This is a genomic window from Aeromonas sp. FDAARGOS 1409, from assembly GCF_019048705.1.
Classification (GTDB): domain Bacteria; phylum Pseudomonadota; class Gammaproteobacteria; order Enterobacterales; family Aeromonadaceae; genus Aeromonas; species Aeromonas sanarellii.
In genome coordinates this window covers 3708050-3724019 of sequence record NZ_CP077395.1, presented here as the reverse complement: position 1 = coordinate 3724019, position 15970 = coordinate 3708050, and the positions used below count along the sequence as shown (strand labels likewise).

10 protein-coding genes are annotated in these 15970 nt (G+C 60.9%); 3 read left to right on the top strand and 7 right to left on the bottom strand.

Annotation, left to right across the window (positions count from 1 at the left end; translation table 11 throughout):
* Positions 1-303 precede the first annotated feature (303 nt).
* Positions 304-1017 (top strand): fatty acid metabolism transcriptional regulator FadR, encoded by a 714-nt coding sequence (fadR, locus tag I6L39_RS17390; protein WP_042076965.1) that lies wholly within the window; start codon positions 304-306, stop codon positions 1015-1017.
* A 67-nt stretch (positions 1018-1084) separates the two neighbouring features.
* On the opposite strand, the gene I6L39_RS17385 is transcribed toward fadR, so the two are convergent.
* The 4 genes from I6L39_RS17385 to I6L39_RS17370 all read right to left on the bottom strand — a co-directional run bounded on the left by I6L39_RS17385 (position 1085) and on the right by I6L39_RS17370 (position 8312).
* Complete coding sequence (locus I6L39_RS17385) at positions 1085-2605, bottom strand: SpoVR family protein (protein ID WP_042076964.1); 1521 nt, start codon at positions 2603-2605, stop codon at positions 1085-1087.
* A gap of 10 nt (positions 2606-2615) precedes the next feature.
* Entirely contained in the window at positions 2616-3887 is a 1272-nt protein-coding gene (locus I6L39_RS17380) for a YeaH/YhbH family protein (RefSeq protein WP_216990354.1), read from the bottom strand.
* A 24-nt stretch (positions 3888-3911) separates the two neighbouring features.
* Complete coding sequence (locus tag I6L39_RS17375) at positions 3912-5834, bottom strand: PrkA family serine protein kinase (RefSeq protein WP_042076962.1); 1923 nt, start codon at positions 5832-5834, stop codon at positions 3912-3914.
* A gap of 555 nt (positions 5835-6389) precedes the next feature.
* Entirely contained in the window at positions 6390-8312 is a 1923-nt protein-coding gene (locus tag I6L39_RS17370; protein ID WP_216990353.1) for an ATP-dependent DNA helicase RecQ, read from the bottom strand.
* Between the two features lie 331 nt (positions 8313-8643).
* On the opposite strand from I6L39_RS17370, the gene sstT reads away from it, so the two are divergent.
* The gene (gene sstT / locus I6L39_RS17365) at positions 8644-9894 is read left to right on the top strand and encodes a serine/threonine transporter SstT (protein ID WP_042076960.1); all 1251 of its coding nucleotides are present in this window, start codon (positions 8644-8646) and stop codon (positions 9892-9894) included.
* Positions 9895-10640: 746 nt separating this feature from the next.
* Here sstT and I6L39_RS17360 read toward each other — a convergent pair.
* The 3 genes from I6L39_RS17360 to pabB all read right to left on the bottom strand — a co-directional run bounded on the left by I6L39_RS17360 (position 10641) and on the right by pabB (position 14131).
* Positions 10641-11939, bottom strand: coding sequence for an HAAAP family serine/threonine permease (locus tag I6L39_RS17360; RefSeq protein ID WP_042076959.1), 1299 nt, complete (start codon positions 11937-11939; stop codon positions 10641-10643).
* Positions 11940-12130: 191 nt separating this feature from the next.
* Positions 12131-12721: a CoA pyrophosphatase gene (locus tag I6L39_RS17355; protein WP_042076979.1), complete on the bottom strand. Its 591-nt coding sequence runs from the start codon at positions 12719-12721 to the stop codon at positions 12131-12133.
* Between the two features lie 39 nt (positions 12722-12760).
* Positions 12761-14131, bottom strand: a complete 1371-nt coding sequence (gene pabB, locus I6L39_RS17350; RefSeq protein ID WP_216990352.1) for an aminodeoxychorismate synthase component I — start codon at positions 14129-14131, stop codon at positions 12761-12763.
* 210 nt (positions 14132-14341) lie between these two features.
* Here pabB and I6L39_RS17345 point away from each other — a divergent pair, with 210 nt between their 5' ends.
* Positions 14342-15865: a fumarate hydratase gene (locus I6L39_RS17345; protein WP_042076956.1), complete on the top strand. Its 1524-nt coding sequence runs from the start codon at positions 14342-14344 to the stop codon at positions 15863-15865.
* The last annotated feature ends 105 nt before the right edge of the window (positions 15866-15970 follow it).

Sequence of the window (15970 nt, the reverse complement as noted above, 5' to 3'; positions counted from 1 at the left end):
CTGCGTCTATGCAGTCGAGCCCGGCTCGACCCGAACTTCCGGATATTCACCTGTATCAGATTGATTGCACATGATTTTAATCAAGGGAGCGATAACTATAAATAACGTGGCGAAACTTGCACAGCGATGAAGTGCGTATCACACCCCCATTGGGGGTTGGTTGGCTCTCGCGCTGTCGCCGCATACATATTTTTAACAAAAAGATCGGATTAATGTGAGCAGAGGACTGACCTTATGCTTGCCAGCATGACCGGCTTTGCTATTATTCGTGAGCCTTTTTACGTACTACAACAGAGTCACTACATGGTCATAAAAGCGCAAAGCCCTGCCGGGTTTGCCGAGGAATACATCATCGAGTCCATCTGGAACAATCGCTTTCCTCCTGGATCCATTCTGCCGGCGGAGCGTGAATTGTCCGAGCTGATTGGCGTGACTCGCACTACCTTGCGCGAAGTGCTGCAGCGCCTTGCCCGCGATGGCTGGCTCACCATCCAGCATGGCAAACCGACCAAGGTGAATAACTTCTGGGAAACCTCAGGCCTCAATATCCTGGAGACCCTGGCGCGCCTCGATCAGGACAAGGTGCCGGATCTGGTGGCCCAGTTGCTGTCGGCTCGCACCAACATCTGCACCATCTTCATCCGTGGCGCCATTCGCAACAATCCGGATCAGGCCGCCGAGATCCTGCGCGGTGCCGACGAGGTGGAAAACACGGCCGAAGCCTATGCGGACTTCGATTACCGTCTGCACCACCAGCTCTCGTTTGCTTCGGGTAACCCCATCTATGCCTTGATCCTCAACGGGTTCAAGGGGCTCTATAGTCGCGTCGGGCGTTATTACTTCTCCGACAAGCAGGCGCGCGAGACGGCGGACGCCTATTACAAGACGCTGCTGAAACTGGCCGAGACCAAGGACCACGAAGCCGTGTTCATGACGGTGCGCCAGTACGGCATCGAGTCGGGCAAGTTGTGGACCCGGTTGCGCCAGGACATGCCAAGCAATCTGTGTGACAATTGATTGCCGCGACCAAGAAAAACGCGCCTGATGGCGCGTTTTTTTATGCTTGCGACTCCCGCCTTGCCCATCAGGTCGCGCTCTTGCGATCCGGGCAGCGACCTATGATGTCCGCGGAGAGCTCGCCGTTGTCCTGCTCCAGTATCACATCGAACCCCCACAGCTGGTGCAGGTGCTTGAGCACCTCGTGGCGCGACTCACCCAGGGGGATGCGGTTGTGGGGCACGTAGCGTAGGGTGAGGGAGCGATCGCCCTTCACCGCCACGTTGTAGACCTGAATGTTGGGCTCCAGGTTGCTCAGGTTGTACTGGGCTGACAGCGTGTTGCGCACCAGCCGGTAGCCCTCCTCGTTGTGGATGGCGGAGACCCTGAGGTAGTTCTTCAGATCGTCGTCGTCGATGGCAAACAGCTTCATGTCGCGCATCACCTTGGGACTGAGGAACTGGCTGATGAAGCTCTCGTCCTTGAAGTTCTGCATGGCGAAGTGCAGGGTATCGACCCAGTTGGTACCGGCATAGTCGGGGAACCAATGCCTGTCCTCCTCGGTCGGGTGCTCGCAGATGCGGCGCAGGTCCGTGAACATGGCGAAGCCGAGGGCGTAGGGGTTGATGCCGGAGTAGTAACGGCTGTTGTAGGGGGGCTGGTATACCACATTGGTGTGGCTGTGCAGCACCTCTATCATGAAGCGGTCGCTGATCTTCCCCTCGTCATAGAGGTGGTTGAGGATGGTGTAGTGCCAGAAGGTGGCCCATCCCTCGTTCATCACCTGGGTCTGTTTCTGCGGGTAGAAGTACTGGCTGATCTTGCGCACGATGCGCACCACTTCCCGCTGCCAGGGCTCGAGCAGGGGAGCATTCTTCTCGATGAAGTAGAGAATGTTCTCCTGGGGCTCGGCCGGATAACGCCTGTCCTCGACACCGGAGATCTTGTGCTGCTTGGGCAGGGTGCGCCACAGCTCGTTGACCTGGGTCTGCAGATAGTCTTCCCGCGCCTTCTGGCGCCGTTTCTCTTCGGCCAGCGAGATCTTCTGGGGGCGCTTGTAGCGATCCACCCCGAAGTTCATCAGGGCATGACAGGAGTCGAGCAGGCGTTCGACCGCATCGATACCGTGTTTCTCCTCGCACTCGGTGATGTAGTTCTTGGCGAACAGCAGGTAATCGATGATGGAGGAGGCATCGGTCCAGGCCTTGAACAGATAGTTGTTCTTGAAGAAGGAGTTGTGGCCATAGCAGGCATGAGCCATCACCAGAGCCTGCATCGGCATGGTGTTCTCCTCCATCAGGTAGGCGATGCAGGGATCCGAATTGATGACGATCTCGTAAGCCAGCCCCATCTGGCCGCGCTTGTAGTTGCGCTCGGTGTGGATGAAGCGCTTGCCGAACGACCAGTGCTGATAGCCGATGGGCATGCCGACGCTGGAGTAGGCATCCATCATCTGCTCCGCCGTGATCACCTCGATCTGGTTGGGGTAGGTGTCCAGCCGATAGAACTTGGCAACCCGGGCAATCTCCTGGTGATAGATCTCCAGCAGATCGAAGTTCCAGTCAGGACCATCGTCCAGCGGCGCTATTTTTCTCGCGGTTTCTACCATATGTGATCCCTCAAGCCGCTTGCTTCTTGAACAGCTCCCGGAAGACCGGATAGATGTCTTCCACCTTGCGGATGTGCTCCATCGCGAAGTGGGGGTACTGCTCGGCCACCGCCTCGTACTCATGCCACAGGGTCTGGTGGGCGCGGGTGGTGATCTCGATGTAGGAGTAGTAGCGCACCCTAGGCATGATGTCGCGCATCAGGATCTCCCTGCACTGGGGGGAGTCATCCGCCCAGTTGTCGCCGTCGGACGCCTGTGCCGCATAGATGTTCCACTGGTTGGCCGGGTAACGCTCGTTGATGATGTCGTTCATCATCTTGAGTGCGCTGGAGACTATGGTGCCGCCGGTCTCCTGGGAGTAGAAGAACTCGTGCTCGTCCACCTCCTTGGCCTGGGTGTGGTGACGAATGTAGACCACTTCCACATTCTTGTAGGTCCGACTCAGGAAGAGGTAGAGCAGAATGTAGAAACGCTTGGCCATCTCCTTGGTGGCCTGATCCATGGAGCCGGAAACATCCATCAGGCAGAACATCACCGCCTGGCTGGAGGGAACGGGTCGTTTGACGAAGTTGTTGAACTTGAGATCGAAGGTGTCGATAAAGGGCACCGCCTCGATGCGCCGCTTCAGCTCACGGATCTCTTTCTCGAGCTGGGCCATCTCGGCGAAATGGTCGTTGGGTTCGCGAACCAGCTGGGCCAGCCGCTCCTCCAGTTCGCGCAGCTGGCGTTTCTTGCCTGCCTGCAGCGCCATGCGGCGTGCCAGCGAGTTTTGCAAGGATCTCACCACGTTGATGTTGGCGGGCACCCCGTTGGAGGTGTAGCCCGCCCGGTAGGTCTTCATCTCCATCAGCTGGTTGAGCTGGGTCTTTTGCAGCCGTGGTAGCTCGAGATCCTCGAACAGCAGATCGAGGTATTCATCCTTGGAGATCTGGAAGACGAAGTCATCCACGCCTTCCCCCTGATCCGAGGCCTGGCCTTCACCTGTGCCCTGACCGCTGCCCCCTCCCTTGGGACGGTCAATCTTGTCGCCGGAGACGAACTGATCGTTGCCAGGATGCACCATCTCCCGTTTGCCGCCTTGCCCCTGATGAAAATGGGGCTCGCCGATGTCCTTGGTCGGGATGCTGATGCTCTCGCCCTTGTCCACGTCCTGGATGCTGCGTTTGGAGACAGCATCCGAGACCGCTTGTTTTATCTGCTTCTTGTAGCGGCGAATGAAGCGCTGCCGATTGACAGCGCTTTTGTTTTTGCCGTTGAGCCTGCGGTCGATAAAATGCGCCATAACTCCCCCTTGAACACGGCAGGGTCAGGATGACTTGCGTACCCTGAGATACCACTCGGAGAGCAGGCGCACCTGTTTGCGGGTGTAGCCCTTCTCCATCATCCGTTCTACAAAGTTATCGTGCTTCTTCTGCTCCTCAGCCGAGGTTTTGCTGTTGAAGGAGATAACCGGCAGCAGCTCTTCCGTGTTGGAGAACATCTTCTTCTCGATCACGGTGCGCAGCTTCTCGTAACTGGTCCAGTTGGGGTTACGGCCTGCGTTGTTGGCCCGGGCACGCAGCACGAAGTTGACGATCTCGTTGCGGAAATCTTTCGGGTTGCTGATTCCGGCGGGTTTTTCTATCTTTTCCAGCTCGCTGTTGAGGGATGCGCGGTCAAACAGCTGGCCGGTCTCGGGGTCACGATACTCCTGATCCTGGATCCAGAAGTCGGCGTAGGTGACGTAGCGATCGAAGATGTTCTGGCCGTACTCGGAGTAGGACTCGAGATAGGCGGTCTGGATCTCCTTGCCGATGAACTCCACGTAGCGCGGGGTCAGATAGCCCTTGATGAACTCCAGATAGCGATCGTGCAGCTCCTGCGGGAACTGTTCCCGCTCGATCTGCTGCTCCAGTACATAGAAGAGGTGCACCGGGTTGGCAGCTACTTCCGCGTGGTCGAAGTTGAAGACGCGGGAGAGGATCTTGAACGCGAAGCGGGTCGACAGGCCGTTCATGCCCTCGTCCACCCCGGCGTAGTCGCGATACTCCTGATAGCTCTTGGCCTTGGGATCCGTGTCTTTCAGGCTCTCGCCGTCATAGACCCGCATCTTGGAGTAGAGGCTGGAGTTTTCCGGTTCTTTCAGGCGAGAGAGCACCGAGAACTGGCCCAGCAGCTCCAGGGTCCCCGGGGCGCACTTGGCATCGGTCAGCTCGCTGTTGAACAGCAGTTTTTCATAGATCTTCACCTCCTCCGAGACCCGCAGGCAATAGGGCACCTTGACGATGTAAACCCGGTCGAGGAAAGCCTCGTTGTTCTTGTTGTTGCGGAACTGCTGCCACTCGGATTCGTTGGAGTGGGCCAGCAGGATGCCGTCGAAGGGCAGGGCGGACAGCCCCTCGGTGCCGTTGTAGTTGCCCTCCTGGGTGGCGGTCAGCAGCGGGTGAAGCACCTTGATGGGAGCCTTGAACATCTCCACGAACTCCATCATCCCCTGGTTCGCCTTGCACAGGGCGCCGGAGTAGGAGTAGGCGTCGGCATCGTCCTGGGCATAGTGTTCCAGCATGCGGATGTCGACCTTGCCGACCAGGGAGGAGATGTCCTGGTTGTTGTCATCGCCAGGCTCCGTCTTGGCGATGGCGATCTGATCCAGGATGGAGGGGTTGACCTTCTCCACCTTGAACTTGGTGATGTCGCCGCCAAATTCGTGCAGGCGCTTGGCGACCCAGGGGGACATGATGGGCCTCAGGTAGCGGCGCGGGATGCCGTATTCCTTCTCCAGGATCTCGCCATCCTCTTCGATGTCGAACAGGCAGAAGGGGTGATCGTTGACCGGTGAGCCCTTGATGCGATAGATGGGAACTTTCTGCATCAGGGACTTGAGTTTCTCTGCCAGCGAGGATTTACCACCGCCGACGGGGCCAAGCAGGTAGAGGATCTGTTTCTTCTCTTCTAGGCCCTGGGCCGAGTGCTTGAGATAGGAGACGATCTGCTCGATGGCATCTTCCATGCCATAGAAGTCTTTGAAAGCGGGATAGCGCGCGACGACGCGGTTGGAAAAGAGGCGGCTGAGGCGCGGATTGGTCGAGGTATCGATCATTTCCGGCTCGCCGATGGCGGTCAGCAGGCGTTCTGCGGCGGAGGCGTAGCAGGATTTGTCCTGTTTGCACATATCCAGAAACTCCTGGATGCTGTACTCCTCCTCTCTGGCCTTCTCATACCGCTGTTGATAGTGCTCGAAGATGCCCATAACTTAGCCCTCGTTATAGTCGCTTGCCCTGAAAAAGAGTGGATCACTACTTTTGTTCTGTTTACCTCTTAAGCCTAGTCAACAGCCCCCAGTAATCCATCGCCATCATTGGTTTAAGTTTGTACGGGAGCTTCCCGATCCTGGTGCGGGAAGAGACAGCCAATGACATACCTATGTTACTGACTGTTAAATTATTTTTGCCACGACAATGATGCCGATGTCAAAGACATAAAAAATAAATATTTGTGCGGTACGGGCGGAAAACGCGGGTTGTCCGTCTTGCGGTGGCGTGCAGCAGGCGGGGCAAGGGATAGAGGCGTAAGGAGAGGAAATGCGATGTCGTTTACGTCAACGTAATGCACTTGGTTTGGTGCTTTAACTCTAATTTTTACATTGACGCTACATTTTGGCTGCTTTAGATTGGCCCTGTGTCGAGCAGCCATCGCTTTAGCAAGAGAGTGGGTGACTGTGCAGATACTAAGCTCTGTTTAAGCACGTTTCCGTTGGCTTGACCCTCGCACCCGCGAGGGTCTTATTTTTTCAGCATCCGGCAGATCAGGATTCGTCGGGATAGAGGCGGGAGACCGCCGCCAGCACGTCCGCGAAGGGATGGGCCGCCAGCTGGCCAAAACCGGCCAGGCTCCTGGCCTTGAGCCGGGTTGTCAGCGGGGTGGCGATGCCGCACAGGAAGCGGGTCAGCAGGCGGGGATCCCGGCTGCGACACAGGGCCACCAGGGGATCGCACCAGGCGCGCAGGCCATGCTCGTTCGGCAGGGCGGGCGTCGGCAACGGGGGCAATAGGGCGACCTCTCCCCGGCAAACGGAGCAGTGTCCGCACCGCTCGGGGGCCGCGTCATCGGCAAAATAGCGGGCCAACTCATGGCTGAGACAGGTGGTCGAGGAGAAGAAGGTCAGCAGGGCTTGCAGCCGGGCCAGTTCACTCTGCTCTTTTTGCTCGAACAGGGCATGGAGCTGATCTGCCAGCGACGCCACGTCGATCCCCTGGCGCAACACCCGATACACCTCGGTCATCTGTTTGCTTTCAAGCTCTATCCAGTCCTGCTGCTGCAGATAATCCAGCGCTGCCGCGGCGCGCTGGCGTTCCCCCTGATAGCCTTGCCACAGCGCCTCGAAGTCCATGGTGCACCAGGTGCGCGCCTGGGGGGCGCAGGCAAACACCTGCTCCAGAAACTGGCGGCGCTTGGGATCGAACCGGGCCAGGATCGCCTGTTTTTCCAGCACGAACCTGAAGCGGTACTCGGCAAAGTAGTTGTAGGCCGGCGCTATGATGCCCGCCATCTCCAGATAGACCAGCAGGGTCTTGAGGGGCAACTGGCGGATGTTGGTCTCGTTGGAGAGGCGCAGCAGACCAAATTCCCATTCGCTGCCAGCCTCTTGCAGGATCCCGAGCAGCCTCAAGATGGCGGTGCGGTCGGGTGTATCCCCATAGACGAAGTTTTCCAGTACCGGCAACTGGACGCGGCTTGCCAGCACGGTGCAGCGGGAGGGGAGGCCATCGCGCCCGGCGCGGCCTATCTCCTGGCTGTAGTTCTCGATGGATTTGGGCAGATCGTAGTGAATGACCCGGCGAATGTCGGCCTTGTCGATGCCCATGCCAAAGGCGATGGTGGCGACGATGCAGTCTAGCCTGCCCGCCATGAAGTCGTGCTGGATCTGGCTGCGCAGGGCGGGATCCAGCCCCGCATGGTAGGCACACGCCCGGATGCCGCTGGCCTGCAACTGCGCGGCGCACTGCTCTGCACTGTGCTGCAGGGTCACATAGACGATGGTGGGGGCGGCCGGATCCCGGTGCAGCTCCTCGCGCAGCCAAGCGTCGCGGGCGCTGCCGGCCAGCGGGATGACGGCCAGATCCAGGTTCGGACGATAGAAGCCGGTCACCACCAGATCGTCCCCGTCGATGCCGAACTTGGCCTGCATGTCGGCCATGACCGCCGGGGTGGCGGTAGCGGTCAGCAGCAGCACCTGGGGAATGGCCAGCTCGCGGCGATGATCCGGCAGCTTCAGGTAATCGGGGCGAAAGTTGTGGCCCCACTCCGAGATGCAGTGCGCCTCGTCCACCACCAGGAGGGACAGGGGGATCTGGGCGATGAAGCGGCGAAAGCGCTCGTTCTTGAGGCGCTCCACCGAGATCATCAGGATCTTGAGCCGGCCATCGCTGGCCTGCTGCATCACGCGCCGGCTCTCCTCCGGCGTCTGGCTGGAGTCCAGGGTCGCGGCGGCGATCCCCTTGCGCTGCAAGAAGGCGAGCTGATCATGCATCAGGGCGATCAGCGGCGAGATCACCAGAGTCAGGTGGGGCAGGGCGAGGGCGGGTAGCTGATAGCAGAGGGACTTGCCGGCCCCGGTCGGAAAGATGGCGGCCGCACTCTTGCCGGCCAGCAGGCGGCTGATCACCGCTTCCTGCCCGGGTCGCAAGCGATCGAAACCGAAGTGTCGGCTTAACAAAGAGGTGATCATGGCAAGGCTCCCTGAGAAAGGGCCGCATCATACCACTTCTGGTCCAGCGTTGACCGAGGATCGGACTGGTTTGGTGACATTTTGGTCGCGGTTGATATTGTGTTATCACATTGTTGTAGATTTTTTGTGAGGTGACCCTGATATTTTTCAGTGATTATGTGGAAAAAAACGGTGGCAGATGGGATATTCCTTGTCCGCAACCCCACGCGAACGGACGGATCCAGCAGAAGATCTGCCGACGGCGCCATGGTCCCCGGACAGGTGTCCTTGCGTGGGCGGGTTGCCAACAGGACTAATGATTCACGCACCATGGGTGCACAGGGACTATTTGATGACACAACAACACCCCCTCATTCGACTGGTGAACAGCACCAGTCTGGTTAGCCAGATCCTGGTCGGTCTGGTACTCGGTATCCTCCTTGCCATGTTCATGCCGGAATGGGCGAAGGCGGCGGGCCTGCTTGGCAGCCTGTTCGTCGGTGCCCTGAAGGCGGTTGCACCCTTGCTGGTCTTCGTGCTGGTGATGGCGGCGATCATCGGGCACAAGCAGGGTCAGAAGACCAACATGAAACCCATCCTGCTGCTCTATCTGCTGGGAACCTTCCTGGCGGCTGCCGTGGCTGTGGTCGCGAGCTTCCTGTTTCCCTCCAACCTGCACCTGGTGGCCAACAGCGCCGAGATCTCCCCGCCGGGCGGCATCACAGAGGTGCTGCAGACCCTGCTGTTCAACGTGGTGACCAACCCGGTGAAGGCGCTGCTGGAGGCGAACTACATCGGCATCCTGGCCTGGGCCATCGGCCTTGGCATCGCCATGCGCCACGCCAATGAGAGCACCAAGGCGGTGATCACCGACCTGTCCCACGGGGTGTCTACCATCGTCAAGGCCGTGATCCGCTGCGCCCCGCTTGGCATCCTGGGCCTGGTCGCCTCCACCCTGGCCGAGACCGGCTTCGATGCGCTGTTCGGCTATGCCCAGCTGCTGGTGGTGCTGATCGGCTGCATGCTGTTCATCGCCTTCGTGGTCAACCCGCTCATCGTGTTCTGGAAGATCAAGCGCAACCCCTATCCCCTGGTGCTGACCTGCCTGAAAGAGAGCGGCGTGACCGCCTTCTTCACCCGCAGCTCTGCCGCCAACATCCCGGTCAACATGGCGCTGGCCGAGAAGCTGCGCCTGCCGGAAGACACCTATGCGGTCTCCATCCCGCTGGGTGCCACCATCAACATGGCCGGTGCGGCCATCACCATCACAGTGCTCTCCATGGCGGCGGTGCACACCCTGGGGATGGAAGTGGATCTGGCTACCGCCATTCTGCTCTCCGTGGTCGCCACCGTCAGCGCCTGCGGCGCCTCCGGCGTGGCCGGTGGCTCCCTGCTGCTGATCCCGCTGGCGTGCAGCCTGTTTGGCATCAGCAACGACATCGCCATGCAGGTGGTGGCGGTCGGCTTCATCATCGGGGTGCTGCAGGACTCCGCCGAGACGGCCCTCAACAGCTCCACCGACGTGCTGTTCACCGCGGCCGCCTGCATGGCCGAGGATGAAAGCCTGCTGGACATGGCCCCGGTCCCCAGCCGCGAAGCCTGATCCCCTCGCGTGCCATGAGTTGCCAGCGCCCTCCTCGGAGGGCGCTTTTTATTGCTGGCCCTGTCCTCCACATTCCGTATGTCCCGCATTCCCTGGATCTAGCCTTCCACCCCACAGGGTCGCCATGGCCGTAGTGGGGGCTCCCCAAATTGACCCTGGGCCGCCAGCGTGCCGGTGCCAAGGCTGGTCTGCGTGCGCGGCTTCCCGTGGTTCCGCCATGAGTGACGTTGCTTCCTGCTGCCTGAGCGGCGGCGTGGCGCATCGCATCAGAGGATGGGCAAGCGCGGGGGGCAGGCGATACGACCGGGCAGCCTGTACGGCGAAGTGCAGGGGCCACGCCACCGGCGCGTGTCTGTTCCCTGTGACCAGTTCATCCCTTGAGTCGGAGGGCTATTGCCAAGCGGGATCCTGCCGTCCTGCTCAACCCCGTCAGAGGGATGCGTCGTGCTGGGGCCTGATGCGATGCAAGCCGATGCCGCTGCGCCTGCAAGGACGAGGGGAAAAGGGCGATGAGGGGAGAGGGCAGGAGCCCCTCTTTGGGTGAGGGGGATGGGCAAGGCGGAGCTGGGTACTCAAGAAGGCTGGGAACTGGGCCGAGGAGTGCGCCATGGGCCGCGGGAAGGGACTATCTGAACGCCTGATCCCGGGGGCATGATCCTCACAACGAACACAGCCCGGCAGAGGGGATCTGCCGGGCTGCGGGGAGTGTCGGGCCAGAGGCTGGCCCGACACTATCGGTGGCGGGATTAACCGACCAGCTGATACAGGATGGCGGAGATGGCGATGAGGCCCATGACCGCCACGAAGACGTTGCTGATCTGACCCTGGTATTTCGCCATGGCCGGCACACGCTTGATGGCGTACATGGGCATGAGGAACAGGATGGTGGCGATGATGGGGCCACCCAGGGACTCGATCATCCCGAGGATGGAGGGGTTGATCACGGCCACGGCCCACAGGGTCAGGATGAAGAAGGCGATGATGAACAGTTCGATCTTCTTGTGGTTCGGGGTCTTGCCGGAGTTGCGCATGTTCTGGACGATCATCCCCTTCAGGCCTTCACGGGCACCCAGGTAGTGGCCGAAGAAGGAGGAGACGATGGCCACGAAGGCAACCAGCGGGCCGAAGTAGGAGATGATGGGGCTCGCATGCTGGTTGGCCAGGTAGGAGAGCACGGCGATGTTCTGGGACTTGGCCTCCGCCAGCTGGGCCGGTGTCAGGCTCATCACGCAGGAGAAGACGAAGAACATCACGAAGCCCAGCAGGATGACGGCGGTACGCTTGAGGATGGCGTCGGACTTGGCGACCGCATGGTCACCGTGATCGCGGCGCTGGGCCAGGGCGAAGCTGGAGATGGCCGGGCTGTGGTTGAAGGAGAAGACCAGCACCGGAATGGTCAGCCACAGGGTGGTGGCGAAATCCTTGGCGCTCGGCACTTCACTCAGGGCCGCGCCGGTCCAGTCCGGAATGAGGTAGAGGGAGATACCGGCCAGGATGGCGATGAGCGGGTAGACCAGGAACTCGGTGACCTTGAGCATCAGCTTCTCGCCGGCCAGCATCACGGACATCATGGCCATGATCAGCACGATGGAGAGGATCCAGCGCGGCGGCGCCGTCATTTGCAGCTGGTTGACCAGGAAGCTTTCCACCGTGTTGGTGATGCCCACCCCGTAGATCAGCACTATGGGGTAGATGGCGAAGAAGTAGAGCAGGGTGATGAGCTTGCCGGCACCCATGCCGAAGTGCTCTTCCACCACCTCTGTGATGTCGGCATTGGGCTGCTTGGAGGAGAGCACGAAACGCGCCAGACCGCGGTGGGCCAGGTAGGTCATGGGGCCGACCAGCAGCGCCATCACCACCAGTGGCCAGAAGCCGCCCATGCCGGCGTTGATGGGCAGGAACAGGATGCCGGCGCCGACGGCGGTACCGAACAGGCTGATGACCCAGGTGGTGTCTTGTTTGCTCCAACCGCGAGCCTGGGTTGAGCGGGTTCCTTGCTCCTGTACGGCTGCAACATCCTGTGCGCCAGTGACTGTATTGGACATGTGTCTCACCCCGAATGTGTGGTTTTAATTAATCGGCGCAAGAATACTTTTTTTTTCATCAAAAATGTTGATCAAATTCACCTTTATGAGGCAGAAACCCGTACTTCCTTGTAGAAATGTGATCAAAAGAATAAAAAATCAAAATTTATTTATCAAATGCAGTGTTATTTGAATGTTAATCGGTCGATTCTTCATCCCTGCATGTTGTCAATGTGTTGCTCTGAGAGGTGTTGGGACAGCTGGCGGATCATGCTGGCGGTCGCCCCCCAGATGAAAGAGTGCTCCCAGGGGATCCAGTAGATGGTGTGGCGTTTTCCCGCCCTGGGCAGGGTCAGGGCGATGTGATGGGCCGGATCCAGCACATGGCTGAGGGGCACTTCGAAGGCCTGATCCACCTCGTCCGGGCTCAGGGTCACCCGATAGCCGGGATCGAGCATGGCCAGCACCGGCAGCACATCGTAGCGGGAGATGGTGTTGAGGGGGGTAAGGCTGCCGATGACCCGGATCTGGGAGGCGGGAATGCCGAGCTCCTCCTCGGTCTCTCGGAGCGCCGTGTGGATGAGGCTCTCATCGTCCGGATCCTGGCGCCCGCCGGGGAAGCTTATCTGCCCCGGATGGTGGCGCAGGGCGGGACTGCGACGGGTCAGCAACAGGTGCAGGCCCCGGGGGCGCTCCACCAGGGGGATCAACACCGCCGCCGGTTTGAGCCCCCCCAGCGCCAGGCGATGGGCGGGGGCGGGGCGTTGCAACAGGAAGCGGGTCAGCAGCTCGCTGCTCGTCATCTCCATGGGTCTCCATATTGCGGCCCGGAGGGCCTGGGTTCACAGGGTATCCAGCAGCGGCAGGATGCGGGCCACCTTGTCGAAGGTCTCCTGATACTCGGCGTCGGGGTTGGAGTCGGCGATGATGCCGCCCCCCGCCCAGCAGTGGAGCTGGCCTGCCTCGGCGATCAGGGTGCGAATGCAGATGCTGGTGTCCATCCGCCCGTGCTGGCTCAGGTAGCCGATGCTGCCGCAGTAGGCGTTGCGTCTGTGGGGCTCCAGCTCCTCGATGATCTCCATCGCCCGGATCTTGGGGGCGCCTGTGATGGAGCCGCCGGGGAAGCAGGCCCGCAGCAGATCCACCCCTTGCCAGCGCGGGTCCAGCTCCCCGTGAATGGTGGAGACCAGGTGATGCACCGCGGGGAAGGACTCCACGGCGAAGAGGTGCGGCACAATGACCGAACCCGGGCGGCTCACCCGGCCGATGTCGTTGCGCAGCAGATCCACGATCATCAGGTTTTCCGATCTGTCCTTGTCGGCGTGGGCGAGCGCGTCGGCCACCCGGGCGTCGATGACGGGATCCGGATGGCGGGGGCGGGTGCCCTTGATGGGCTTGGTCTCGATATGGCGCTCGTCGAGCAGCAGGAAGCGCTCCGGGGAGAGGCTCATAATGGCGCTCTGGGGCAGGCGGACAAAGGCCGAGAACGGCGCCTTGTTGGCGGCGCTGAGGGCGCAATAGGCGGACCACTCGTCTCCCTCATAGGGGGCACTGAAACGCTGGGTCAGGTTGATCTGGTAGCAGTCTCCCGCCGCCAGATAGGCCTGGATGCGGGCAAACTTGTCACCGTATTCGGCTCGCGTCATGTTGCTCTGCCAGGGTCCCAGCAAGGCGAGAGGGGCAGATGAGCGCCCGGTCTGCGCCATCAGCCAGGCGAGGCGACGGGCGAGTCCGGTCTCGTCTCCCCAGTGCACCAGTTGCCAGCGGTCGGTCGCCACGTCCCGCAGCAGTGCCCAGTCGTAGATCCCCACCGCCATGTCCGGCACCTGGATGTCCGCCTGTGCCTGCGCTGGCAGGCGCTCGAATCGCCGTCCCAGATCGTAGCCAAAAAGCCCCATGGCACCCCCGATAAACGGCAGACCCGAGTCATCGTCAACCAGATCCCCGAGCAGGGCCCGCTGGACGTCGGCGAGCAGGGCGAGGGGATCGTCGTCATGGTGGCTCAGGTGGCCAGCCTGGTTCAGGCAGGTACTGTCACCCCGGGTCTCCAGGGTGGCGAGGGGATCGGCGCTGACGATGTCAAAGCGGTTGTCGGCCCCCTGGGGACCGGCGGACTCCAGCAGGATGGCCCAGGGCTGGTGCTGCAACCGGGCGAACAGGCCATGCAGCGAGGTTTGCGGGTCGAAATGGTGGATATGCAGTCTTGGTTTCATTTTTTGTTACATAGGCAACAGTTTGCACCCGGCTCCCTAGCCGGTTCGGGTGCTCAAGCGTATCATGGCCGCCGGCATTTTTAAGAAAAACACCGTTATAAAAACACGCCGTAGTCTGCCGGCTCCGGGCGCGCCTGCCGCCTGCCGAAGGCCCGGCTCATATGGAAGCCCTTGCTCGCGCAAGCGAGGACAAGGACCAGTGAGGATGATATGAGCATCATTAGAAAACAGGACTTTATCGATTCCATTGCTGACGCCCTGCAGTACATCTCCTTCTACCACCCCCTCGATTTCGTTCAGGCCGCCAAGGCCGCCTATGACAGGGAGATCAACCCGGCTGCCAAGGACGCCCTGGCCCAGATCCTGATCAACTCCCGCATGTCCGCCGAAGGCCATCGTCCGCTCTGCCAGGATACCGGCATCGTCACCTGCTTCGTGAAGATCGGCATGCAGGTGCAGTGGGACAGCGACATGACGGTCCAGGAGATGGTGGATGAAGGCACCCGCCGTGCCTATACCAACCCGGACAACCCGCTGCGCGCCTCCGTGCTGGCCGATCCGGCGGGCAGCCGCAAGAACACCAAAGACAATGCCCCTGCCGTCGTGCACATCGACATGATCCCCGGCGACAAGGTGGAGGTGAGCATCGCGGCCAAGGGTGGCGGCTCCGAGAACAAGTCCAAGATGGTGATGCTCAACCCTTCCGACGACATCGTCGAGTGGGTGCTCAAGACGGTGCCGACCATGGGGGCCGGCTGGTGCCCGCCCGGCATGCTGGGCATCGGCATCGGCGGCACCGCCGAGAAGGCGGCCGTGCTCGCCAAGGAAGCCCTGATGGAGCACATCGACATCCAGGAGCTGATCGCCCGTGGTCCGCAAACCACCGAAGAGAAGCTGAGGGTCGAGCTCTACGACAAGGTCAACAGGCTGGGGATTGGTGCCCAGGGCCTCGGCGGCCTCACCACAGTACTGGACGTGAAGGTGAAATCCGCGCCGACTCACGCCGCCTCCAAACCCGTGGTGATGATCCCCAATTGTGCCGCCACCCGTCACGTGCATTTCGAGCTCGATGGCTCGGGCCCGGCCGAGCTGACCCCGCCCAAGCTGGCCGATTGGCCCGAGATCACCCGCGAGGCGGGGGGCAACGTGCGCCGGGTCAACGTCGACGGTATCACCAAGGCCGAGCTCGCCAGCTGGAAGAGTGGCGATACCGTGCTGCTCTCCGGCAAGATCCTGACCGGTCGCGACGCCGCCCACAAGCGCATCGCCGACATGCTCAAGAACGGTGAAGGGCTGCCGGAAGGGGTCGATTTCACCAACCGCTTCATCTATTACGTGGGCCCTGTCGATGCGGTGCGTGACGAAGTGGTCGGCCCGGCCGGCCCGACGACCTCCACCCGGATGGACAAGTTCACCGACATGATGCTGGGAGAAACCGGCCTCATCGGCATGATCGGCAAGTCCGAGCGCGGCCCCAAGACGGTCGAGAGCATCAAGCAGCACCAGGCCGTTTATCTGATGGCGGTCGGTGGCGCCGCCTATCTGGTGGCGAAAGCCATCAAGAAGGCGCGGGTAGTGGCCTTTGCCGATCTCGGCATGGAAGCCATCTACGAGTTCGAGGTGGAAGACATGCCGGTCACCGTGGCGGTCGACTCTCAGGGCAACAACATCCATGAAACCGGGCCGGCCTACTGGTCCGCCAAGATTGCCGAGCTGGATACCAAGCTCGCGTGATCCGCAGCCCCCGTCGGGGGTCGGGCAGGGAAACTGCCACCGGCATGGAGATGACAGAAGGCGACCTCAGGGTCGCCTTTCTTGTGCGCCTCGTTTGCCGATCGC